Source organism: Rhizobium sp. rho-13.1 (assembly GCF_007000305.1).
In the GTDB taxonomy this organism is placed as follows: Bacteria; Pseudomonadota; Alphaproteobacteria; order Rhizobiales; family Rhizobiaceae; genus Rhizobium; species Rhizobium rhododendri.
In genome coordinates this window covers 895,841-915,744 of sequence record NZ_SCFL01000002.1, presented here as the reverse complement: position 1 = coordinate 915,744, position 19,904 = coordinate 895,841, and the positions used below count along the sequence as shown (strand labels likewise).

At 61.3% G+C, this 19,904-nt stretch carries 22 protein-coding genes; 9 read left to right on the top strand and 13 right to left on the bottom strand.

What is annotated here, in order from left to right; genetic code table 11:
* Nucleotides 1-36: 36 nt before the first annotated feature.
* The 3 genes from EQW76_RS10930 to EQW76_RS10920 all read right to left on the bottom strand — a co-directional run bounded on the left by EQW76_RS10930 (nucleotide 37) and on the right by EQW76_RS10920 (nucleotide 3,097).
* Nucleotides 37-459, bottom strand: a complete 423-nt coding sequence (locus EQW76_RS10930) for a GNAT family N-acetyltransferase (protein WP_142824492.1) — start codon at nucleotides 457-459, stop codon at nucleotides 37-39.
* 144 nt (nucleotides 460-603) lie between these two features.
* Complete coding sequence (locus EQW76_RS10925; RefSeq protein ID WP_142824366.1) at nucleotides 604-1,608, bottom strand: peptidoglycan-binding domain-containing protein; 1,005 nt, start codon at nucleotides 1,606-1,608, stop codon at nucleotides 604-606.
* Nucleotides 1,580-3,097 carry a HAMP domain-containing sensor histidine kinase gene (locus EQW76_RS10920; protein ID WP_202617145.1) on the bottom strand — a complete coding sequence of 506 codons (1,518 nt, stop codon included), beginning with the start codon at nucleotides 3,095-3,097 and terminating at the stop codon, nucleotides 1,580-1,582. The genes EQW76_RS10925 and EQW76_RS10920 overlap by 29 nt, the downstream gene beginning before the upstream one ends.
* A 469-nt stretch (nucleotides 3,098-3,566) precedes the next feature.
* Between EQW76_RS10920 and EQW76_RS10915 the strand changes: the two genes are divergently transcribed.
* Together EQW76_RS10915 and EQW76_RS10910 are read left to right on the top strand one after the other, a co-directional pair.
* A complete protein-coding gene (locus EQW76_RS10915) occupies nucleotides 3,567-4,037 on the top strand; it encodes a DUF5330 domain-containing protein (RefSeq protein ID WP_142824364.1) in 471 nt (156 codons plus the stop codon).
* Between the two features lie 201 nt (nucleotides 4,038-4,238).
* Nucleotides 4,239-4,661 (top strand): SufE family protein, encoded by a 423-nt coding sequence (locus EQW76_RS10910; RefSeq protein WP_142824363.1) that lies wholly within the window; start codon nucleotides 4,239-4,241, stop codon nucleotides 4,659-4,661.
* 42 nt (nucleotides 4,662-4,703) lie between these two features.
* On the opposite strand, the gene EQW76_RS10905 is transcribed toward EQW76_RS10910, so the two are convergent.
* The 5 genes from EQW76_RS10905 to EQW76_RS10885 form a co-directional block, all read right to left on the bottom strand.
* Nucleotides 4,704-5,390, bottom strand: coding sequence for a YkgJ family cysteine cluster protein (locus tag EQW76_RS10905; RefSeq protein ID WP_142824362.1), 687 nt, complete (start codon nucleotides 5,388-5,390; stop codon nucleotides 4,704-4,706).
* Between the two features lie 341 nt (nucleotides 5,391-5,731).
* Nucleotides 5,732-6,721, bottom strand: coding sequence for a DUF6456 domain-containing protein (locus EQW76_RS10900; RefSeq protein ID WP_202617136.1), 990 nt, complete (start codon nucleotides 6,719-6,721; stop codon nucleotides 5,732-5,734).
* Nucleotides 6,711-7,139, bottom strand: a complete 429-nt coding sequence (locus EQW76_RS10895; protein ID WP_224128051.1) for a helix-turn-helix domain-containing protein — start codon at nucleotides 7,137-7,139, stop codon at nucleotides 6,711-6,713. The genes EQW76_RS10900 and EQW76_RS10895 overlap by 11 nt, the downstream gene beginning before the upstream one ends.
* Nucleotides 7,140-7,350: 211 nt before the next feature.
* A complete protein-coding gene (locus tag EQW76_RS10890) occupies nucleotides 7,351-7,779 on the bottom strand; it encodes a MucR family transcriptional regulator (RefSeq protein WP_142824361.1) in 429 nt (142 codons plus the stop codon).
* Between the two features lie 771 nt (nucleotides 7,780-8,550).
* Nucleotides 8,551-9,057 carry a GNAT family N-acetyltransferase gene (locus EQW76_RS10885; protein ID WP_279309162.1) on the bottom strand — a complete coding sequence of 169 codons (507 nt, stop codon included), beginning with the start codon at nucleotides 9,055-9,057 and terminating at the stop codon, nucleotides 8,551-8,553.
* A 195-nt stretch (nucleotides 9,058-9,252) separates the two neighbouring features.
* Here EQW76_RS10885 and EQW76_RS10880 point away from each other — a divergent pair, with 195 nt between their 5' ends.
* Nucleotides 9,253-9,795 (top strand): hypothetical protein, encoded by a 543-nt coding sequence (locus tag EQW76_RS10880; protein ID WP_142824359.1) that lies wholly within the window; start codon nucleotides 9,253-9,255, stop codon nucleotides 9,793-9,795.
* Here EQW76_RS10880 and EQW76_RS10875 read toward each other — a convergent pair.
* The gene (locus EQW76_RS10875) at nucleotides 9,767-10,438 is read right to left on the bottom strand and encodes a hemolysin III family protein (RefSeq protein ID WP_142824490.1); all 672 of its coding nucleotides are present in this window, start codon (nucleotides 10,436-10,438) and stop codon (nucleotides 9,767-9,769) included. The two genes, EQW76_RS10880 and EQW76_RS10875, sit on opposite strands and share 29 nt — an antisense overlap.
* 139 nt (nucleotides 10,439-10,577) lie before the next feature.
* Here EQW76_RS10875 and EQW76_RS10870 point away from each other — a divergent pair, with 139 nt between their 5' ends.
* A complete protein-coding gene (locus tag EQW76_RS10870) occupies nucleotides 10,578-11,009 on the top strand; it encodes a putative toxin-antitoxin system toxin component, PIN family (protein WP_142824358.1) in 432 nt (143 codons plus the stop codon).
* A complete protein-coding gene (locus EQW76_RS10865; protein ID WP_142824357.1) occupies nucleotides 11,006-11,257 on the top strand; it encodes a hypothetical protein in 252 nt (83 codons plus the stop codon). The genes EQW76_RS10870 and EQW76_RS10865 overlap by 4 nt, the downstream gene beginning before the upstream one ends.
* 7 nt (nucleotides 11,258-11,264) lie before the next feature.
* On the opposite strand, the gene EQW76_RS10860 is transcribed toward EQW76_RS10865, so the two are convergent.
* Both EQW76_RS10860 and EQW76_RS10855 read right to left on the bottom strand, forming a co-directional pair.
* Complete coding sequence (locus EQW76_RS10860) at nucleotides 11,265-11,810, bottom strand: GNAT family N-acetyltransferase (protein WP_161990957.1); 546 nt, start codon at nucleotides 11,808-11,810, stop codon at nucleotides 11,265-11,267.
* Between the two features lie 95 nt (nucleotides 11,811-11,905).
* Nucleotides 11,906-12,319 (bottom strand): universal stress protein, encoded by a 414-nt coding sequence (locus EQW76_RS10855; RefSeq protein WP_142824355.1) that lies wholly within the window; start codon nucleotides 12,317-12,319, stop codon nucleotides 11,906-11,908.
* Between the two features lie 276 nt (nucleotides 12,320-12,595).
* Here EQW76_RS10855 and EQW76_RS10850 point away from each other — a divergent pair, with 276 nt between their 5' ends.
* The 3 genes from EQW76_RS10850 (at nucleotide 12,596) to EQW76_RS10840 (ending at nucleotide 16,123) form a co-directional block, all read left to right on the top strand.
* Nucleotides 12,596-13,459 (top strand): VOC family protein, encoded by an 864-nt coding sequence (locus EQW76_RS10850; protein WP_142824354.1) that lies wholly within the window; start codon nucleotides 12,596-12,598, stop codon nucleotides 13,457-13,459.
* A 158-nt stretch (nucleotides 13,460-13,617) separates the two neighbouring features.
* Nucleotides 13,618-14,787 carry an AI-2E family transporter gene (locus EQW76_RS10845; protein WP_142824353.1) on the top strand — a complete coding sequence of 390 codons (1,170 nt, stop codon included), beginning with the start codon at nucleotides 13,618-13,620 and terminating at the stop codon, nucleotides 14,785-14,787.
* 40 nt (nucleotides 14,788-14,827) lie between these two features.
* The gene (locus tag EQW76_RS10840) at nucleotides 14,828-16,123 is read left to right on the top strand and encodes an FAD-dependent oxidoreductase (protein WP_142824352.1); all 1,296 of its coding nucleotides are present in this window, start codon (nucleotides 14,828-14,830) and stop codon (nucleotides 16,121-16,123) included.
* On the opposite strand, the gene EQW76_RS10835 is transcribed toward EQW76_RS10840, so the two are convergent.
* Both EQW76_RS10835 and EQW76_RS10830 read right to left on the bottom strand, forming a co-directional pair.
* On the bottom strand, nucleotides 16,120-16,950 hold the full coding sequence (locus tag EQW76_RS10835; protein ID WP_142824351.1) for a polysaccharide deacetylase family protein: 831 nt from the start codon (nucleotides 16,948-16,950) through the stop codon (nucleotides 16,120-16,122). The genes EQW76_RS10840 and EQW76_RS10835 overlap by 4 nt on opposite strands.
* 161 nt (nucleotides 16,951-17,111) lie before the next feature.
* Nucleotides 17,112-17,498 carry a DUF930 domain-containing protein gene (locus tag EQW76_RS10830; protein WP_142824350.1) on the bottom strand — a complete coding sequence of 129 codons (387 nt, stop codon included), beginning with the start codon at nucleotides 17,496-17,498 and terminating at the stop codon, nucleotides 17,112-17,114.
* A 272-nt stretch (nucleotides 17,499-17,770) separates the two neighbouring features.
* Here EQW76_RS10830 and EQW76_RS10825 point away from each other — a divergent pair, with 272 nt between their 5' ends.
* Nucleotides 17,771-19,864 carry a S9 family peptidase gene (locus tag EQW76_RS10825; protein WP_142824349.1) on the top strand — a complete coding sequence of 698 codons (2,094 nt, stop codon included), beginning with the start codon at nucleotides 17,771-17,773 and terminating at the stop codon, nucleotides 19,862-19,864.
* Nucleotides 19,865-19,904 lie beyond the last annotated feature (40 nt).

The following is a 19,904-nucleotide window of genomic DNA, read 5'->3' as shown; positions in this document are numbered from 1 at the left end:
TTCTTCCATGCGGAACAGGTGGCCGGCGTGGCAGGGTCACGAAGCGGGATCGCTGCCGAGCGCTGCGAGTGCTTCACCATCCAGACGGTAGTAAATCCTGTCCGTTTTGCGCGTGCCGCCTGTTTCGTCGTAGAAGGCGAGAAGCCGTTCGTTGGCAGCGTCTGCCGTCCAGTCTATGCGGACGAGGCCCCTCTCGCCTGCGAGCATGGCCAGCGTCCGCATCAGCGAGCGTCCGACGCCCTGCCCCCGACAGGCGGCACCGACGTAGAGTTCCTTCAGGAATATGCCGGGCTTGAGGCCGGCTCCGGGATAGGTCGAACTGAAAGCGCAGAGGCCGACGACCTTGCCGCCGTCTTCGGCAACCAGAATTTCTGAGCCTGCCGGCCGGGCGCGCAATTGCTGCAGAATGTCCGACGTCGGCGGGCAGAAGACTTTATAGTGCGCCTGCATTTCCTCCATGAGCGCGACCAGACCTGCTTCGGCGGGATCGTTTGCTTCGAGCAGGCGGATTTCGACAGCCACCTCATATCCTCCAAAAGACACTCATTGGGGTTCTGCAAGGCTGATCCATTCAGCGGCAGCAACGTTACCACCGCAACCCGATCACAGGGCGCCGATCTCGCGGAGTTTTTTCAAGACGGTGCCGTCGGGTTCGCCGGTTTCCGGCAGACGGTAGTGTTTCTGGAAATGGAGGATGGCAGTGCGGGTGCTCTCGCCGGCCACGCCGTCGATGCTGACATTGCTGTAGGCGATGTTGCTCAGGCCCTTCTGGATCTGCATCACCATCGTCGCATTGGCCACCGGATCGGGCACCGGCTTTTTGGCCGGCGTCGCGGAGGCGGTCCTGACCGATGCAGTCTTGACGTCCTTTTCCGAGCTCATAATGGCGGCGGCAACCGGATCGGCGGCAGCAGCATTCGATGAGATGTCCGCCGGCGGCTTCTCGGCTGGCACGGCGACGCCTGGCTTGGCATCCGCCTTCAGCGCGGCCAGCAATTGCTCGCTCGCCTCGCCCGTCTGTTTCAGCCCGGCGGATTGCTCGAAGGAGAGGATGGCAGCCGTGGTGCGCGGTCCGATGATGCCGTCAGCCGCGCCGTTGTAGAGGCCACGGCGGACCAGTTCGGCCTGCACCTGCGAGACAACGTTGCCCGGCTCGGCGACGGGAGCCTGCGCCGTTGCGACAGGTGCTGCCGCGGCTGGTACCGGCGGCGCGGATGTCGCCGTGTCGTCCGGGCGTTCGATGCGGAACGTGGTGGTATCGGCGGGGTCGTGGCGGGCGCTGCTAAACGGCTTGCGTCCGGCCAGCTGGTAGGGCGATGACGCGTCGCGGGTGCGGAAGAACGGCGACGGGTGGTTGCCGGGCTGGTACCAGAGCGCGTTGGTGGCGATAAAGCTGAAGATCACGGCGAAGGCCATGGTGCCGCCTGCGGTCGCGGGATAGCGGGCGATGACGCCGCCGAGGTGGCCGGCGCCGCGCAGGGTAGCGCCACCGACGAGGCCGGCACCGCGCAGACCGAGACTGCCAACGGCCACCGCACTGCGGGACGCGAGCCCGGACTGCTGCCGTTTGCCCTTTCCCTTAGGCGATTTTCGCTTTCGCGTGGCCATAGACTGCTTCCTTGCTCTGTGTTTCCAAATGCTCCACGGAACGGAGACGCGGCGGGAATTCCACCGGCTGCTGATCTTCTGCCGTCTGCACCAGCGTGCCGTCAAGCGGTACCAGCACGGTGACCACAGTTCCATGACCGGGCGTACTGGCGATACCGAAGCTGCCGCCATGCAACGCCACCAGTCCCTTGACCAGCGACAGGCCAAGGCCCGTGCCCTCGTAGCGGCGGGAATGTTCGCTATCGATCTGCACGAAAGGCTGGCCGAGCGAGGCGAGCCGTTCGGGCGCAATACCGATGCCGGTGTCGCTGACGCAGATCTTCAGCATGTCGCCGGCCCGCGTCGCGTCGACCGTGACGGCGCCGCCGGCATCGGTGAACTTGATGGCATTGCCAACGAGGTTGATCAGCACCTGCTGGATGGCCCGCTGGTCGGCAACGACCTCGCCGAGATCGCGCTGGATACGGCTTGCCAGTTTCAGGCCCTTGTTCTTTGCCTGCAGCGACAGCATCGCCTCGCAGGACTTGATGGCGGAGGCAATCGGGAACGGCTCGACGATCAGCTCGTAGCGGCCGGACTCGATCTTGCTCATGTCGAGCATGGCATTGACGACGGAGAGCAGGTGGGCACCGGAATCCCGGATCAGGCCGACATATTCGCGCTGACGGTCGTTTTCCAGCCGACCGACATATTCGCCGGCCAGCATGTCGGAAAAGCCGAGGATGGCGTTCAGCGGCGTACGCAACTCGTGGCTGACGGCGGCAAGGAAGCGCGACTTGGCGTCGTTCGCCGATTCCGCCTCTGCCGCCTTGCGGGTCTCGGCGTCGCGCTGCTGCTGTTCGCGGCCGATGTCGCGGGCCTGGGCGACGATGTCCGTCAACAGGCCATCGGCATCGCGACGGGCTGTCATGTCCATGCTGATATGGGCGAACTGGTCGCCATCGATGGCGCCGGCCGGGCGGTCGAGCCGGAGACGGATGGCAACGGCGTCGGAGCCCTGGCGGATGGCATCAAGTGCCTGCAGGAAGACGATCCGGTCGGAAACGTGGACCTGCTCGAAGAAGCCGCGGCCAAGGACCGGACGCATCCAGCCGAGGAACGCGGCACGGTCGCGTCCGCCGACAGTGGTGACGACACCCTGTGCGTCAAGCAGCAGGACAAGACCGGCGGCGGCCTCGAGCATCAACTCCTGGCGCTGGATAATGACGGGTGCTTCGATTGGCAGCGGTCTCTGGCGCGAAAGGGCGATGCTGCCGACTGCGGAAAACAGGAAGGCGGCGCAGACGGTGGCAACGCCGACCGGCAAGGCGACGGCTGGCGTGGTGAGGAAAGACAGGCCGCACGGCACCACAATCAGCGCCAGCGACGACAGCCGCGCAACGCGCCGCAGGATCGCCAGCTCTTCGCCGCGCACCTGCCCGTCGCCCGACGTCCGGGAGAGCCAGCTTCCGCCGGCCCTGTCGACAAGGGCGATCGCCTTTTCAGCCATTTTACTCAATACGCGCACACCAAAATCCGCACAAAAGGCGTCTATTTCTGTCCCGATAATAGGCGTTGCGCGCTTAAGGAAAGGATAAGCCGAAAGGCCCAATCCACCGCTGAAAAGCCGGAAAATCCCGTTTTGACGCATCGAAAGGATGCATCGGTTTTTGTAGTTAACAGGGGGTAAGCGATGGATTTCGCTGCTTTTTCGTGTTTTCGTTAAGGTTTGTGGCAGGCGATGGGAGCGCAACCCCCGGCATTCTCTGGAGATGGCCTGCAACATGCTTAACGGCGGCCACGACAATTTGACTTAAATGTGCATAAAATGCCGATAGCTCGCATTTGAACTAAATTGGCCTCAAATGCCTTCTAGTTTTGAAAAGCGATGTCAGCATCTGCGGACTAGGTTTGTTTCAACCGGGAAGACCGGATCGATTCGGCTCCAAGACCGAACGAAAAACAGGATGGGCAACACGATGTGGTTTCTGATCAAGACAGCCTTCTGGTTCTCGCTGGTACTGGTGCTTCTGCCGGTTTTCTCCTCGCAGAGCACGACCCGGACCCAGAACAACCCGCAGGTCCAGATGTCCGACGCCGTTACGGCAGCAACGGGCGCCTTTCAATATGTAACGTCGCTGTGCAGCGAGAAGCCCGAGATTTGCGTCAAGGGCGGCGAGACTTTCACGGCGCTCGGCTATAGAGCCCGCGAAGGCGCACTGGTCGCCTATGAGATGATCGACCATCAGCTTTCCGGCAAGCCGGCCGATAAGACTGCCAGCAACGCCGGTACAACAGATACGTCCCGCCAGCAGGTCGCCGTCGCCGCACCGCAGGCAGAGCCCGATATGCAGCCGATGCCGCCGAAACTCGGCAGCGACGCCAACGACAGCGTTTTCACCGGCACCATCATCCACGTTCCGGTGCCGATGCGCCGCCCGGTCCTCTGAGCCGACATCAATTCCGCGACGCCGGGCAAGTCTCCGGTGGCGCCTCCCCTTTACCCTGACGTGCCGTGCCTGCCCTGTTAAACTCCCAGCATGTTGCTGCGCCGTGTGGACTTGCTCCGCACGGCGTTCTTTTTTCCGCGCGGGTTCAAATCGCCGTTGCTTTCGCCTATATGCCAGTCTCAGAGACAGTGGACGTATGCGATGACCAGCCTTGACAAAATCATGGACGATTTCACCTTCCTCGAGGACTGGGAGGATCGCTATCGCTATGTGATCGAGCTCGGCAAGGCGCTGCCGGACCTGCCGGAAGAACAACGCACGGCTGCCAACAAGGTACAAGGCTGTGCCAGCCAGGTCTGGCTCGTCAGCCACACCGAAGACGGGGCCAAGGATCCGGTCATGACCTTCGAGGGTGAATCCGACGCGCATATCGTCCGGGGGCTGGTCGCCATCGTGCTCGCCACCTATTCCGGCAAGCGCGCCTCCGATATCGCCGATCTCGATGCCATCGAGGTGTTCAGCAAGATCGGGCTGGTCGAACACCTGTCGTCGCAACGCGCCAACGGCCTGCGCTCGATGGTCAAGCGCATCCGCGAGGAAGCGCGCGACAAGGTCGCCGCCTAGGTTTTCCGTCCCGGATAGTACGATCGCATGGCCTGATCGCTTTCAGCCGGCCAGCTGCTGCAGCAGGGCTGCCGAGAGCCCCTGTTGCTGGCCGGGCAATCCGCGGCGCCGGGCCGTTTCTTCCAGCGCCCTTGTCGCGAATTCATAGAGACGGTAGCGCGCCGGGTTTTGATCGACACCGCCGCCATCCGGGTTGTCCCCGAACACTACTTGCTGGCAGCGCGGCAGGGAGGTCGAGGTGAAGCTTCGACAGGAAAGCGGGCGAACCGCATAGACCGTGCAACTGCCGCCGTCGTCGAGCAGTGCACAGGGCGTCCGCAACAGCTGCGGTGTCGGCGAGGCCGCATCGGCTGCAACTTTCGCCTCCAGCCGCAAAACCAGCTTTTCGCGCTCGATGACCGTGAAGTTACTCTCGACATGAGCAGCGATCACCTCGGCCACGCCGGGCGGCACCGCGACGAACAGGTGACAGCAGGGGCTGCATCCTTTCGAACAGGCAAAGTGCGGCTGGCCGGCGAAATTGCTCCGAACGGTGTCGACAGCAGCGTCCGCCACCGACATGGCGGTCAACGCCGCATCGGCCATGTCGGAGGCGCTGTCGAGCGTCTCAAGGAGCACCGCGTAGAACTCCGCGAACATCGCATCGTAGCGCTGCGTCACCATCCGCGTCAGCTCGCCGACGGTGGCGATATCCTCCATGATGCGCAGCCGGGCCTCGTCGTGATCCATCGATGTCTTGACCTGTCATGGAGACCGCAGCAAAGCGCAAAATGCGGGCTGCGGGATCTGGCCTATCCCTCGCCCGACGATTCGTCGAGTCGCGCAGGGATTGCTTTCCGGTTGCGTTATCCAGCTATCAGAATCGTGATGGCACTCCCTTGCGTTTCAGCAAAACACTGCGCTTCACCTCGCTCAAACGATTAACCATGCCTTTAACCATAGATTGAGATCGGACGGATGAATGATCGCAAGCGAGCCCAACGCGCAAACGCATAAATATGTAACCTAGACGCGAACGTTACGAACGCATCATCGCCCTCGTTCGAGCTCAAAACATCCCCAAAAAAACGTCATTTCACTGAACGAAAAGTCAACGGGAGACAGTCGCTATCTCCTCGAACGCCTGAAACTGGACATGACATTGCGAATCCCGGACAGAAAAGCGGAAGCCGAAAGCTCGATTTCCGGCTCAACGAGCGGGCCGGCTTGAGTAGATCCGGTCGATATCCTTCCGCTCCCCAGTGCTGCGTGGTGGAATTCTTCTGAGATCGAGGTGGCGTATAGTGTCGCGAAAGCGTCAGCAGCGCGGTACGCAGCATCAGCTTGGCAGAGCGCGCAGGCCATTGCCTTTCGCGCTCGACGGTCGTCAGGCCTTTCGTGAAACAGCAGATATCGAGCGCGACACCGCTGAGTTCTGGACCCATCGCGGCGATGGCGCGGTTGACGGCAAGACGGGCCGCCATGGCGCTGTCTGCGACGTCAGCCATGCCGCCGCGCCCGCCCTTGGCCGAAGTCGCAAGGCGCGGCTCCCACGAGGCAGTGACGCGCGGCTGCAACTGTCCACGATTGAAATCGGACGCAAGCTTTTCCCCGGCAGCGAGAGCCGCCTCCGGCAGGAAAGGCGCGCCATTGCGGTCTTTTAACCGGGAAAGCGCGGCAAGCGGCGATTCCGCCTGATCGAAACGCACTCTCTGCCTGGCGCCGTCGACCTCTGCAGTCGTGGAAACGATTTCGGCGTGCTGGGCCAGGAACTCCTCTTCCGTATCGGCGGCTGCGCGACGCAGGAAGCTACGTGCCGGCGGCAACAACATCAGGTACTTGGCCGTCTCCAAAGGCCCCGCTGGCGCGTCAGCCGCCGATAATGGTGGGGTCGAGGGGCTGTCGGTGACGAGGCCTGCAGCCATAGCCCAGTCGATCAGCCCGGTGGCGCTGAACTGCCGGCGTCCGTCCACACTTTGGAGCACCACGCCGCCGGGCTCGGGTATCATACCCGCACCGGCGCCGATGAAACGCAGCAATCTGACCAGCGACTTACGGGATGGGGGTGTCCTAGTGCTCATCTGCAGCCGCCTCCGAAGCTGCAAACACCGAGCCGGCCAGACGTTCGACGGACTCGACGAAAGCGTCATAGGCCTGGTCGTCGCGCCTGCCCTCCACGATCCTCAGGGAATAGGCCACTGTGCTGCGGTCGCGCCCGAAGGCGTCGGCGATATCGGCGATGGGGATCTGCAGCGCGACGTGGCAGACATACATGGAGATCTGGCGGATATGCCACATCGTCCGGCGCCGGTCTCGCCGGTGCAGAGTGCGCTCGCTGACCAGCGCCGACATCTCGCCGGCCATACGGTTGACGATACCGCAGGTGGCGTCGACCGAGAGAAAGCCGCGGCGAACGGGCACGAGCGCCGTGCCCGACAGCACCGTTGGCAGCGGAATGATCGCAGGAAGAGAGACGGGAACGAGGGGATCGATGGACATGCGCAAACTCCTTTTTAGGAATTTATTCACACATCGACGAAGATAGCAAGAACCAACAATTGATAGACGCCAGCATTATTTTGCTGAATTAAATGATTAAATTGAAAATCACCCTCAATATTAATGGGATTATTTTCCTTAAATGTCGAAACTTTCCCACAAAAAAACCGGGCTCGAGGCCCGGTTCCGTGTTGCTGTGTATCTTTGATGGTCAGCGGGCGCGCTTGCGGCGCTGGCCGAGACCCATTTCCTTGGCGAGGCGCGAACGCGCTTCGGCATAGGCTGGCGCGACCATGGGGTAGTCCGCCTGCAGGTCCCACTTTTCGCGATAATCTTCCGGCGACAGGGAATGATGCGTCATCAGGTGGCGCTTCAGCGACTTGAAACTGCCGCCGCATTCCAGGCAAGTGATCTGGTCGTCCTGTACGGACTTGCGTACGGAGACGGCAGGCTTCTGCTTTTCAACAACAGCCACGGCGGCGACCGGTGCCGAGGTGCCGCTGAGCGCGGAATGCACGTCGGAAATCAGGTGTGCGAGGTCGCTTACGGGAACAACGTGATTGCTCACGTAGGCGGCCACGATGTCGGCCGTCAGTTCAACCAGCAAGTCAGCGCCGGCACCAAGAACCGCGTCTGTCATTCAAATTCTCCTATTCACATTTTTTCAGAGACAAGCCGCTCTGGCTCGCCTCAGTTCCGGTCAGCGTCGCGGCGACATAGTCTTTCGCGACACAACTGCATGTGACTTCAAGACACCCCCAAGTCTTGTCCCCGCATAAACAGCAAATTGTCTACCAACGAATCGGCGTGCCGACTTTGAACGCCCAAAGATGGACCAACGACCCCTTGGGTAAAACCCGTTGCAATAAGCTTCAAGCATCAATGGCGTAATCGAGAGTTCAAAAGCACGTCAAATTCGACTTGCAATGAATTATCACTGTCGGCGTGAAAGTCCAGTCACCACAGAGAACAATTCGTGTGCTAAATTCAGACACATTGGGAAATGTAAATGTAATTATACTTCGAATTTTCAACTTGAAGGAAAATTAACAGATTATGAAATAGGATCTCGGTTGCAATGTTTCAGACGGTCGAATCCGTTATTCTATGCAGGAACAGACACCCAAAATAACAAAGCAAACCTACCTATTTGCGTACGAACAAATGATCCCTGAAAGAACGCCGCGTCAAGTTGTAAATGCTTGAGCCCCGGAAATCGCCGGTGCAGGGTCCAGTGTTGTCTCGCGACGTATTCAACCGGCAGTTAAGCTGCCAGATACTGCAGGGTGCACTTCTCCCTGCACTCGCGGGACAGCAGATGTAGCGACGGGACCTTGTCGCCCTGCCCCGGCTTGTTGGCCAATGGCTGGCTGCAAGCACATGGACAGCAAGCCGGAGCATGGCCCCACGGTCAGGACAGTATCCGCAACTCCATGCAGGTCAGATCGAGCCAACGACCGAACTTGATGCCGACTTCCGAAAACGTCCCGACGACGCGAAATCCGAGTTTTTCGTGCAGGCGGATGGACGCTGCATTCTCGGCCTCGATGCCAGCGATCATGACATGGACATTGCCGGCAGCGGCTCGCTCGATCAGGGCTCGCATCAGTTGCTCGCCGATCCCCGCGCCACGCGCCTCCCGGTCGACATAGACCGAATGCTCGACGGTGTGGCGGTAACCGTCGAAGGCGCGCCAGTCACCGTATGACGCGTAGCCGGCGACCTTGCCGGCGACAATCGCGACCAGCACCGGATAGCCCTTGGCGACGCGTGCGTTCCACCACTGGCGGCGGTTGTCGACATCGACCAGCACCTCGTTCCAGATCGCCGTGCTATGCTCGACGGCGTGGTTGTAGATGTCGCGGATTGAGGCCAGATCGGCGTCGACGGCATCGCGCAAAAGGATGGGGGCGGTCACGGCACACTCCGTTTTAGGACGATCGACGGCATACGCCGCGCCATGACCAAAGTAAATCTGCCGCTCTTGCATGGCTGCCGCCGCGATGACTTATCCTTGGGCAATTCGCCATATTAATTTTTCAAGACTACGAGATTCTTGGCTCGAAATAGGCTAAACAATAGACATCCTTTGTTCTCGCCATCCGGAAAACGCATGTTGTCGCGCCTTGCCGCCTGTCTGCTCCTGTCTGCAGTGTCTGCGCTCTCGACCGGGCAGGCTCATGCAAGCGAATGGTGGCCCTACGACAACAGCCGTTTCGGCTACAGCATCGAACTGCCGCCCGGTTTCGGGCTTACCCTTCTTGCCAATCACGGCGACGGACTTTCCCTGGCGCCGGCCGACAAATCCGCCCGCTTGCTGGTATTTGCCACCCCCGCCTTCAGCAGCGATTTTCAGAGCGAGGCGAAGACGCGTCTGGTGCTGGCGAGGCAGGATGGCTGGCAAGTGTCTTTTTCGAAAACGACCTCGCAAGGCTTCAGCTTCACCGGCATCAAGCGCGACAGGCTGGTCTACGGACGCGGCGTTGCGCTCTGCAACGGGGCTTCGGCCTTTTTCCAGATGGACTATGCCAAGGCGGAAATGCAGCGCTACGATGCCGTGCTGATGCGGCTGGTGCGCAGCCTCAAGGCAACCGAAAAATGCAATGCCGGCAGCCAGAAGCCGCCGTTCAAAGGCTCGCTGGCGGCGACAGGGTGAAGCAGGTCATGACCGCCGCATAGTGGATGCCGGCGGCCGTCAGCACGAAAGCGTGCCATATGGCGTTCTGGAACCGCAGCTTTTCCCAGACGTGAAAGATCACGCCCAGCGAATAGACGACACCGCCGACGACGATCAGCAGCATCGAGACGGACGGGATCCGGGCTGCCACAGGTCCTGCCACCAGCACGCCGCTCCAGCCCATGGCGAGATAGAGCAGGATCGCCAGCCTGTCGTAGCGACCGGGAAATCCGCATTTCAGCACGATGCCGATCGCAGCGAACACCCACAGGGCGATCAAAGTCGACAGCAGCAGCGGATCGTCGGATCCGCGCTCGAGAAACGGCGTATAGGTGGCAGCGATCAGCACGAAGATTGCCGAATGATCGAACCGCCGCAGGATCCACTTGGTCGGCGAGACCGGCCAGATGTTGTAGGAAAACGACATGGTGAGCGTCAGCACGAGGCCGAGGCCATAGATCCAGGCAGCGGCGATTTCGCCCCCGGATCGCCACAGCGTCGCATAGACGACCAGCACCGTGGCGCCGATCAGTGCCAGAACGACGCCGACGCCGTTGACGATGCTGTCTGCAATGATTTCGGATTTGTCGTAAGTCCAGCGGATACCCTTGAACTCCGCCACCGGTGAATGTGCGTCGCGATTTGCCATGCCGAATGGTGCCATCTCATGGATTTCGGGGCAAGCGTTGGGAGGCGGAGAATAGGGTTGCATCCGCTGTTATCAGGCTTGCGTGATATCATATACGATATTACCTTGAACCATGGTCGTTGCAGATGCCAATGTCATTCTACGCGGAATTCGTTCGCGGGACGGAGCATCCGGCTTCGTTCTAAGAGAGATGCTTTTGCGGTCCATTCCGTTTGCAATGTCACCAGCGGTTGTGTTGGAATACGAGGATGTTCTCAAAAGGCCCGGACTAGCCGGATTGTATACATCGGCAGTAGAGATCGATGTCATTCTTGACGCACTATGTGCCATGGCAACTTTGATACGGCCGTGGTTCCGCTTTCGGCCATTCCTGGATGATCCGAAAGACGACCTGATTGTCGAATGCGCCTTGGCAGCTGGAGCGAATTTGATCGTCACGGATGATCGCCATTTTCGACATCCGTCAGTTTCGGTATTCGGCCTGACAGCTCTTTCGGCAAAAGATTTTGTCCGCCTGTACAAACGAGAAAGGAAAGTCACATGAGCCAATATCCGTTGCGGCTGCCAGACTATCTGATGGAGCAGGCCAAGGAAGCCGCCGCCGAGGAAAATGTCTCGGTGAACCAGATGCTTTTGTCGCTGATATCCGAGGGCATGGGAAACCGCCGGGCTTTCAAAAGTCTGAAGCGGAAGGCGGCGCGTGGCGATCCGGCGCAGGCACTGGCGATTCTCGACCGGCTTGAAAGCCAGCCCCCGGAGAAGGGCGACGAAATGCCCGAAGACGCGGGCTGAGGCCAACTCACCCCCACTCAGCCACGCCCTCCCCATCGTCACCCCCGTCAAGCGCGCGGCGGAAGATGAAGTTTTCGTGGCGCTCGCCGTCCAGTTCGAAGTCTGTGGAACCGGCGCTTTGGAAGCCATGTCTTTCGTAGAAGGCGATGGCATCGGCGTTTTCGTGGTTGACGGACAGCCAGGCGGCATCGGCACCGCGGCGATGCAACGTTTGGAGCGCCCGGTTCAGCAGTTGCGTCCCGATGCCCCGGCGCAGGAAGTGTTCCTGGACGTAGAGCGTGGCAATTTCCGACTGCAGCCGGTCGTCGGACGGACACGGCGCGCTGAAGGCGAGGCGCACATAGCCGACGAGATGGGCGCCTTCGCAGCAGACTACGAATATCTGCTGCTTGTCCTCGAGGGCCTGAAGGAACTTGTCTGCCGTGAACTCCGATAGGACATAGGTCGAAAGTGCGGTCCGGACGCCGCGCTTGGCATAGGTATGGAGAAAAACCTGTGTCGTCAGCGCTGCCAGATTGGCGGCATCGTCTGCTACAGCCTCACGAAACTCCATTCCGCCTTCCCCTACCCTCGGTGCTTTCCGGCGGTAGCCGATAGCATACTCCGACAGAGAAAGAGAGAGAGAGCCGTATTTCCTCCTTCGCTCCCCTATCCACGTTCGACGAGGACGGAGCATTTGGCGTGGCGGACGACGCGGTCGGCGGTTGCGCCGAGAAAGTAGTTCGACAGGTCGGGTATGTGAGATGAGACGATGAGGAGGTCTGCCTCATGTTTCTCGGCAGCTTTCAGGATCGCTGCTGCCGGCGAGCCGGTGCGGACTTCGACGAGAGCCGGAACAGCGAGGCGCTTGCAGAGATCCTGGAGCTTCAGGTCGGCGTCGCCGATAGCGTCGGTGACGAAATCCTGCGGCAGGTCGAGGATGAGAGAGCTCGGTATATCCTCCACGACATTCAACGCGACGATCTCGCCGCCGGCATCGAGCAGTTCCATCGCGCGCCGCAGCGCTGGCTCACCCTTCGCAAGGGTTCCGATATCGATGGCCACGATGATCTTCTTGTACATGCTTCTGCCCCTTTGGACGCCCCGTTGCTTTCCATGACCACCCTAACGGCGCGGACCCGACAATCCCTTGATCGAGGTCAAAGGCTGCCAGCGTCAACAAGGCCAGCGTCAACAAGGGATGCACGCTTCATCGTCAAAAACACATCTTCTGCGAACGACGGTTATCGGCCATATAAGATGGCGAAGGCGGTGGCGGGACCTCGGGTCCTGCCAGCCGTCCCATCGATGCCGCCTCGCGCGACGGATATAATACCCGGACACCGGGCAGGAGATTTCATGACCGAGACCGCACCGTCCTATGCGCTGACGCGCCCAGCCTATGTCGGCCAGTCGCATCTGGTCGTCAGCGACCTGCCACTGGTTTCCGGCTTCTACCAGTCTATGCTCGGCCTGAAATCGATGGAAAAAAGCGCCAGCGGCGAATTGCTCGGCGTTGGCGGAAAGCCGCTGCTGTCGCTTACCACCGACAAAGCAGCCAGGCGCGCGCCACAGAATACCGCTGGCCTGTTTCACACCGCCTTCCTGCTGCCCAACAGGACCGAGCTGGCCCGCTGGCTGCGCCATGCTGCCCACAACAACGTCCAGCTGCAGGGCGCTTCCGACCATCTCGTCAGCGAGGCCATCTATCTCGCCGATCCGGAAGGCAACGGTATCGAGATCTATGCCGACCGCGCCCACGACCTTTGGAAGTTGCAGACCGACGGCATGATCGAAATGGCGACACTGGCGCTGGACCTGCAGAAGCTCTACGAAAGTGCGCCACAGGACAGCTGGAACGGCATGGCGGACGGCTCGGCCATCGGCCATATCCATCTGCAGGTCGGCAATATCCCGGAAGCGGATGCTTTCTATCGCGACGTCCTCGGCCTGAAGATCATGGCGCGCTATCCCGGCGCCAGCTTCTTTGCCAGCGGCGGCTATCACCACCATGTCGCGGCCAACATCTGGAACAGCCGTGGCGCCGGCGTCCGAACGGAGAACATGACCGGGCTGTCCGACTACACGCTTCGCTTCAACGACAGCGCCGCTTTGGACGCAGCCGTCAGCAAGCTCGATGGCCTCGAAATCCGCCACGAAAAACGCGACGGCGGGGTGTCGCTGAGAGACCCCTGGGGTATCGGCCTGACGCTCACCGCATAGGGCGTTCCGCCCTCCCGGCGGGCAGTTGGCGGCGCTGTAGAAATCGCTGCCGATGCCGCGGAAGCGGCTACAACCTTTAGCTTACCGCTCTCGGGAACCCGCAGTGCGTTTGCGCGTTATGGCTGCGAGGCGCTGGGGCTTCCGGAACGTTCACAAAAATGGGCATTGCCAACGGTATACGTAAGCAGACACGCAAGATTGCCATAGAACGCGAGATGCGATTGAGCAGCTGGGCCAACTCGCTGAAACAGGCGACCGAGCAGATGGATGGTGGGGCACCCATGCGCCGGGTCGAGAAAGACGGGCTCGATGTCGCGTCCGCCTGGGCCATCATCGGCATTTTCCTGATCATGGCGGGAGCCGGCATCTACTTCATGTCGGTCATCCTCATTCCGGTGACGCTGGCAATCGTCGTCGGCATGATCCTCGGTCTGGTCGCCGAAAAGCTGAGCAAGCTCGGTGTCCCGCGCATTCTCAATGCGGTCCTTCTCTCGAGCTCCGTGGCGCTGATCATCTTCCTGATCATCAACAGCGTCGCCGGGCCGCTGGCAGCACTGGCAAGCCAGGGGCCCGACATGGTGCAGAACTCTATCGACCGCATCATGCCGTTCCTGCAGAAAATCCACTGGCTGCACATCACGCCGAAGACATTCGAGAGCGGGCCGATGTCGGCAGGGGCCCTGATCGAGCATACCGGCAGCATACTGCATGTCGTCACTGCGAACCTGACCCCGGCCATCGTCCAGGGGCTGGTGTTCTTTGCGGCGCTGCTGCTTTTTCTGGTCGGCCGGGTCACTCTGCGCAAGGCGATCATCATGGCGTTCAAGGGCCGGCCTGAACGGCTGGCGGCAATCCGCGTCATTAATGCTGTCGAGCAGGTGCTGGGCTATTATTTCGCCACGGCCTCGCTGATCTATATGGGGCTCGGCGTGATCATGACGGCCATCGCCTATTTCGGCGGGCTCAGCATGCCGGCGTTGTGGGGTGTGTTCGCGTTCCTGTCGAGCTTCGTACCGTTCCTCGGCATTACGCTCATGACCGTCGCGGTCGCCATTGCCGGTGTCCTCACCCATGACAGCATCCTTATCGGCCTTATACCCGCAGCGATTTTCTTCTCGGTCCACCTGACTATGGAAAACCTCGTCTTCCCGGCGGTGATGGGTCGCCAGCTCGAGCTCAACCCCTTCGTCGTGTTCGTCGCCATCATCTTCTGGACCTGGATGTGGGGCGCTGTCGGCGCGATGCTCGCCCTTCCCCTGTCGCTGATCGTCATGACCGTCATCAACGAAGTGTTCATCGAGGAAAAGCCGCAGCCGCAGCTTCCCTGACTGTCCTGCGCGCACGCCTTTTCCTGGAGCCAGAGACGAAATGCCGACCGACCTGCAGATGAACGCCACCGAACAGTCCGACCTCGTCACCGGCCGCGCCCCCTGGGGCCGGCTGGCTTTGCATCCGTGGTACAGCCCGTTGCGCGAAAACCTCTCGGTCGACGTGGCCATCGTCGGCGGCGGGATCACGGGATCGCTGATTGCCGAACACCTGACAGCGCGTGGCTATTCCGTCTGTGTGATCGACCGCGAAGAGCCGGGGCTCGGCAGCACTTCGGCAAGCACCGCGATGCTGATGTGGGAGCTCGATACATCGCTCTCCGATCTGTCGCTCTCCTACGGCTATGACAAGGCGGCCGCGATATACCGGCGCAGCGTCGTTGCTGTCTCGGGGCTCGGCAAGCTGATCGAGCGGCTGCAAATCCCCTGTGGCTACCGTCAGCGCTCGAGCCTGTATCTCACAAACAGCATCGGCGGCGCGCGTGAACTGCAGCAGGAACTGGCGCTCCGCAAGCGTGCCGGGTTGCCGGGCGAGTATCTGTCGCATCCCTACCTGATGACCGAATTCGAGATTGAACGCGACGGTGCGATCCTCTCGTCCGGCGCTGCGGAAGTCGATCCGCTGATGCTGGCCTGGGGACTGCTCGCAGTTGCCGTCAAGCGCGGCGCACAGCTGGTCAAAGCATCCGCCACGCGCATCCGCACGGAAGGCCGCTCCGCCGTCATCGAGACCGATGGCAGCCACGTGATCGAAGCCCGGAACGTGGTGCTCGCAACCGGCTATGCGATGCCCGGCATTCCGATGCCGAAGCTGCATCGCGCCACCTCGAGCTGGGCGATGGCGACAGTGCCGCAGGACCCGAACAGGCTGTGGCGCGACCGCGCGCTGATCTGGGAGGACAGCCACCCCTACCTCTACATGCGGACCTCGGCGGACAATCGCATCATCATCGGCGGCGAAGACGATGCGACGGTGCTGCCCGCCCTGCGCGATGCCAAGATGGCCGACAAGATCGACACCCTCAGCGAGAAGCTGAAGCGGCTCTGGCCACAGGCAGACACAACCGCCGAATACCGCTGGTGCGGCACGTTTGGCGAAACGGTGGACGGTCTGCCGCTGATCGGCCCTGTTCCCGACATGCCGAACGTAATTGCCGCCTACGGTTACGGCGGCAACGGCATAACCTTCTCGTTCATGGCCTCGCTGATGATCGGCGCACTGGTCGCAGACGAACGGCGCGACTGGTTCGACGATTTCGCGCTGGACCGCGAAGGCCCGACCTATCGGGGCTTTGCAAATGGCAACCCGATACCGGAGCGCGGGTTGCCGCTTTAGCGCGATGCCTGCTGGGTGGTGTTGTCGTCGCCCTGTACGGCGAAATCCTCCAGCCGGACGAACTGGACGCCGCGCGCCTTGAGGTCGAGGATGCCTTTGACGACGCCTTCGCCGGAGGAATGGGTCGGCTGGTTGATGTGCGAGATCAGCACGTCGCCGTCTTTGGCGCTGAGATACTGCTTCTCCACCACGGCAGCCGGCAGGGAGGCGCCGGCATCGCCGTTGATCGAATAGCCTGCCACCTCGAAGCCGAGCGCGCGGATCTGGGCGATGGCCGACAGGTCGTATTTGGCGGTTGCGCCGCGAAACCAGTGGGCCTGCGGGATGCCATGGGCCAGCATGGCATCGGAGCCGCCCTGCACTTCCTGGGCCACGGCTGCCGGCGAACCGGCAGCGGCGATGCCATAGACCAGCGTCGGGCGATCGACCGTCGGGATGTGGTTGAGGCCGTGGTTTTCAAGCTCGAACAGGTCCGAATGGGACATCATCAGCGCCAACGCATCCGGATTGGTGCGCAGCCAGCGGGCAGTGACGAAGATCGTCGCCGGTACATTCTGGTCGATCAGCGTGTTCAGAATCCGCATGTCGGTCTTGCCCATGCAGGCGTCGAAAGTCAGCGCCACGCGCGTTGCCGGCTTGCCGGCGCGCGCCACGTGCAGATGCGGTTCGACGAGTTTGACGCCCGGTGTGGAGGGGTTCGGCTTCGGGGCGAGCGGCGGGGAGACCAGCGCGGTTTGGACCGGGGCCGCCGGAAATGCGGAATTGGCGGACATGGCCGCGGGGATGGCGACAAGCAGGGCTGCGGAGGTCAGGAGCAGTCGGATCATGGGGCAGCCACCGTGTCAGGGACATCTGATTTCAAAGGGCGCCGGGGCACCAGTCCCTGCAATCCCATGGCAAGGCGACCGATCTGTGGCGCGACGGCATTGCTTTACTGCCAAACCCGGCAGAAGCAACAGCTTTCGGCTTCGAACAGGCGTCAAATGCCTCAGTCGTAGAGATAATGCTTCTGCCAATCGTCCCTTGGCACTTTCTCGCCGATCTGGAAACTCAGCGATTTCACGTCGATCTGCTCCGGGCCCGTCACGCAGTCGTATGTCAGGTGGTACCATTCGCCCTTGCTGCGAAAGACCGCGCCGGGTGCCTTGATCGTGTCTGCGGTCATCGACGGGTCGCCGAAGGTGTAGGCGATGACCTTGTCGGGATGGTAGTCCTTCTCGGCGGCGATGCGTTTCATCGCCTCGGTATCGCAACTCTGTTCCAGGCGCTCGGCAGGATCGAGCTTTTCCAACTGCTTCTTGATGGCGGCATCGACGGCGTAGGAGGTCGTGGCGAGGCAAACGGCGGGTACGAGGACGCCGATGAATTTCAGCATGAAAAGCACTTCCTTGGTTCAAGTCAGACTGAACTGACAATCGTTCGCGCAAACGCACGGTCGACTGCCGATTCAGATGTTTGTAACACTTCGTGAGTTTCGGAAATAATGTGGTGACATCATGGCGGGTGCGGCTGAACCTTGCCGTCATCCGCAGCCAACTGCCCGATCTTCGCACCGCGCCGCGGCGCTTATCGGCGACAAGTCGCTTGATCCGACACCGGCCGGTGTCTATCTCTCTGTCACCTCAGATCACCAGAAAGCGAACATACGTGTCGATATTCAAGCCTCTTCCGACCGCCCCCGTCGCGCCGAAGCGTCCGGTATCCGACACCCGCCACGGCATCACCCGGACGGACGATTATGCCTGGCTGAGAGCCGACAACTGGCAGGCGATGTTCAAGGATCCGTCCATCCTCGATGCCGACATTCGCAAGCATCTGGAGGCGGAAAACGCCTACATGAACGCGGCGATGGAAGACACCAAGGATATCCAGAAGGTACTGTTCGCCGAGATGAAGGGCCGCATCAAGGAGGATGATTCCTCGGTGCCGGTGAAGGACGGCCCCTTTGCCTACGGCACGCTGTTCGTCACCGGCGGCGAGCAACCGCGCTATTTCCGCGAGGCACGCGATGGCGGCGAACGCCAGCTGATGCTGGATGGCGACAAGGAGGCATCAGGCAAGGGTTACTTCCGACTGGCTGGGCTCGACCATTCCTCCGATCACAGTTTCGGCATCTGGGGCTATGACGACAAGGGGTCGGAGTATTTCACGCTCAAGGTCCGCGACCTTTCAACCGGCGAGGACTTGGCCGATGTTGTCGAGAACACCGGTGGCGGCGGCGTCTGGGCGCCCGACGGCAAGAGCTTCTTCTATTCGGCACTCGACGAGAACCACCGCCCGTCGAAAGTCTTCCACCACATCGTCGGCACACCGCAGGCAAGCGACCGGCTGGTCTATGAGGAGAAGGATCCGGGCTTCTTCATGGGCGTCGGCGGATCTCTGCTCGACGACTACATCTTCATCGACATCCACGACCACGAGACATCGGAATATCGCATCCTCTCGACCAAGGACCTGATGGCCGAGCCGAAGCTGGTGGCAGCCCGCGAGGAAGGTATCGAATACGAGATCGCCGAGGGCGGCGACGTGTTCTACATCCTCACCAATGACGGCGACGCGCTCGATTTCAAGATCATGCAGGCACCGGCAGCAACGCCGGAAAAGGAACACTGGACCGAGGTTGTCGCCCACAAGCCGGGCACGCTGATCCTGTCGCACATGGCCTATGCCCGCCATCTCATCTGGCTGGAGCGCAAGGACGGCCTGCCGCAGATCATCGTGCGCGACCGCGAGACCGGCGAGGAACATGCCATCGGCTTCGAGGAAGAGGCCTATTCGCTGGGCCTTCAGGGGGCGGCCGAATACGACACCGACACCATCCGCTTCTCCTATTCGTCGATGACCACGCCAAGCCAGCTCTACGACTACAACATGGTGACGCGCGAGCGCACGCTCCTGAAGACGCAGGAAGTGCCATCGGGCCACGACGCCAACGACTACATCACGCGCCGCGTCTTTGCGCCCGGCTGGGATGGCGTCGAGGTGCCGGTCTCGCTGCTTTACCGCGCAGACACGTTGCTCGACGGCACCGCCCCCTGCCTGCTCTATGGATACGGCGCCTACGGCATGGCCATTCCCGCCAGCTTCAGCACCAATGCGCTGTCGCTCGCCGACCGGGGCTTCATCTATGCCATCGCCCATGTCCGGGGCGGCAAGGACAAGGGCTTTGCCTGGTATGAAGACGGCAAGATGGACAAGAAGACCAACACCTTCAAGGACTTCATCTCGGCGGCGGATTATCTGAGCGAGAAGAAGTTCACCTCCTACACGAAGATCATCGCCGAAGGTGGCTCTGCTGGCGGCATGCTGATGGGCGCCATCGCCAACATGGCACCGGAAAAATTCGCCGGCATCATCGCCGCCGTGCCCTTCGTCGACGTGCTCAACACCATGCTTGACGACACGCTGCCGCTGACCCCGCCGGAATGGCCGGAATGGGGCAATCCGATCGATTCAAAGGACGACTACGACCACATCGCCAGCTACTCGCCCTATGACAATGTCGGCGAGAAGCCCTACCCGCCGATCCTGGCGCTGGGCGGCCTCACCGACCCCCGCGTCACCTACTGGGAGCCCGCCAAATGGGTCGCGCGCCTGCGCGAAAAGACCACCGGCGACGCCCCGATCCTGCTCAAGACCAACATGGACGCCGGCCACGGCGGCGCCTCGGGGCGCTTCCAGCGGCTGGAAGAAATCGCATTCGAGTATGCGTTTGCCCTGAAGGTCGTGGGGAGGATGTGAGGGGGCGGCTACCCTCACAGCAACGTGGCGCGGTCGTAAA

Bases quoted from the DNA above. Each gene is read 5' to 3' on its own strand.
- EQW76_RS10850 (WP_142824354.1), top strand. From the start codon at position 12,596: ATGACCGAGACCGCACCGTCCTATGCGCTGACGCGCCCAGCCTATGTC.
- EQW76_RS10880 (WP_142824359.1), top strand. From the start codon at position 9,253: ATGTTGTCGCGCCTTGCCGCCTGTCTGCTCCTGTCTGCAGTGTCTGCG.
- EQW76_RS10840 (WP_142824352.1), top strand. From the start codon at position 14,828: ATGCCGACCGACCTGCAGATGAACGCCACCGAACAGTCCGACCTCGTC.
- EQW76_RS10845 (WP_142824353.1), top strand. From the start codon at position 13,618: ATGGGCATTGCCAACGGTATACGTAAGCAGACACGCAAGATTGCCATA.
- EQW76_RS10860 (WP_161990957.1), bottom strand. From the start codon at position 11,810: ATGGAGTTTCGTGAGGCTGTAGCAGACGATGCCGCCAATCTGGCAGCG.
- EQW76_RS10890 (WP_142824361.1), bottom strand. From the start codon at position 7,779: ATGACAGACGCGGTTCTTGGTGCCGGCGCTGACTTGCTGGTTGAACTG.
- EQW76_RS10915 (WP_142824364.1), top strand. From the start codon at position 3,567: ATGTGGTTTCTGATCAAGACAGCCTTCTGGTTCTCGCTGGTACTGGTG.
- EQW76_RS10835 (WP_142824351.1), bottom strand. From the start codon at position 16,950: ATGATCCGACTGCTCCTGACCTCCGCAGCCCTGCTTGTCGCCATCCCC.
- EQW76_RS10895 (WP_224128051.1), bottom strand. From the start codon at position 7,139: ATGTCCATCGATCCCCTCGTTCCCGTCTCTCTTCCTGCGATCATTCCG.
- EQW76_RS10830 (WP_142824350.1), bottom strand. From the start codon at position 17,498: ATGCTGAAATTCATCGGCGTCCTCGTACCCGCCGTTTGCCTCGCCACG.
- EQW76_RS10855 (WP_142824355.1), bottom strand. From the start codon at position 12,319: ATGTACAAGAAGATCATCGTGGCCATCGATATCGGAACCCTTGCGAAG.
- EQW76_RS10925 (WP_142824366.1), bottom strand. From the start codon at position 1,608: ATGGCCACGCGAAAGCGAAAATCGCCTAAGGGAAAGGGCAAACGGCAG.
- EQW76_RS10905 (WP_142824362.1), bottom strand. From the start codon at position 5,390: ATGGATCACGACGAGGCCCGGCTGCGCATCATGGAGGATATCGCCACC.
- EQW76_RS10930 (WP_142824492.1), bottom strand. From the start codon at position 459: ATGGAGGAAATGCAGGCGCACTATAAAGTCTTCTGCCCGCCGACGTCG.
- EQW76_RS10900 (WP_202617136.1), bottom strand. From the start codon at position 6,721: ATGAGCACTAGGACACCCCCATCCCGTAAGTCGCTGGTCAGATTGCTG.
- EQW76_RS10910 (WP_142824363.1), top strand. From the start codon at position 4,239: ATGACCAGCCTTGACAAAATCATGGACGATTTCACCTTCCTCGAGGAC.
- EQW76_RS10865 (WP_142824357.1), top strand. From the start codon at position 11,006: ATGAGCCAATATCCGTTGCGGCTGCCAGACTATCTGATGGAGCAGGCC.
- EQW76_RS10870 (WP_142824358.1), top strand. From the start codon at position 10,578: ATGGTCGTTGCAGATGCCAATGTCATTCTACGCGGAATTCGTTCGCGG.
- EQW76_RS10920 (WP_202617145.1), bottom strand. From the start codon at position 3,097: ATGGCTGAAAAGGCGATCGCCCTTGTCGACAGGGCCGGCGGAAGCTGG.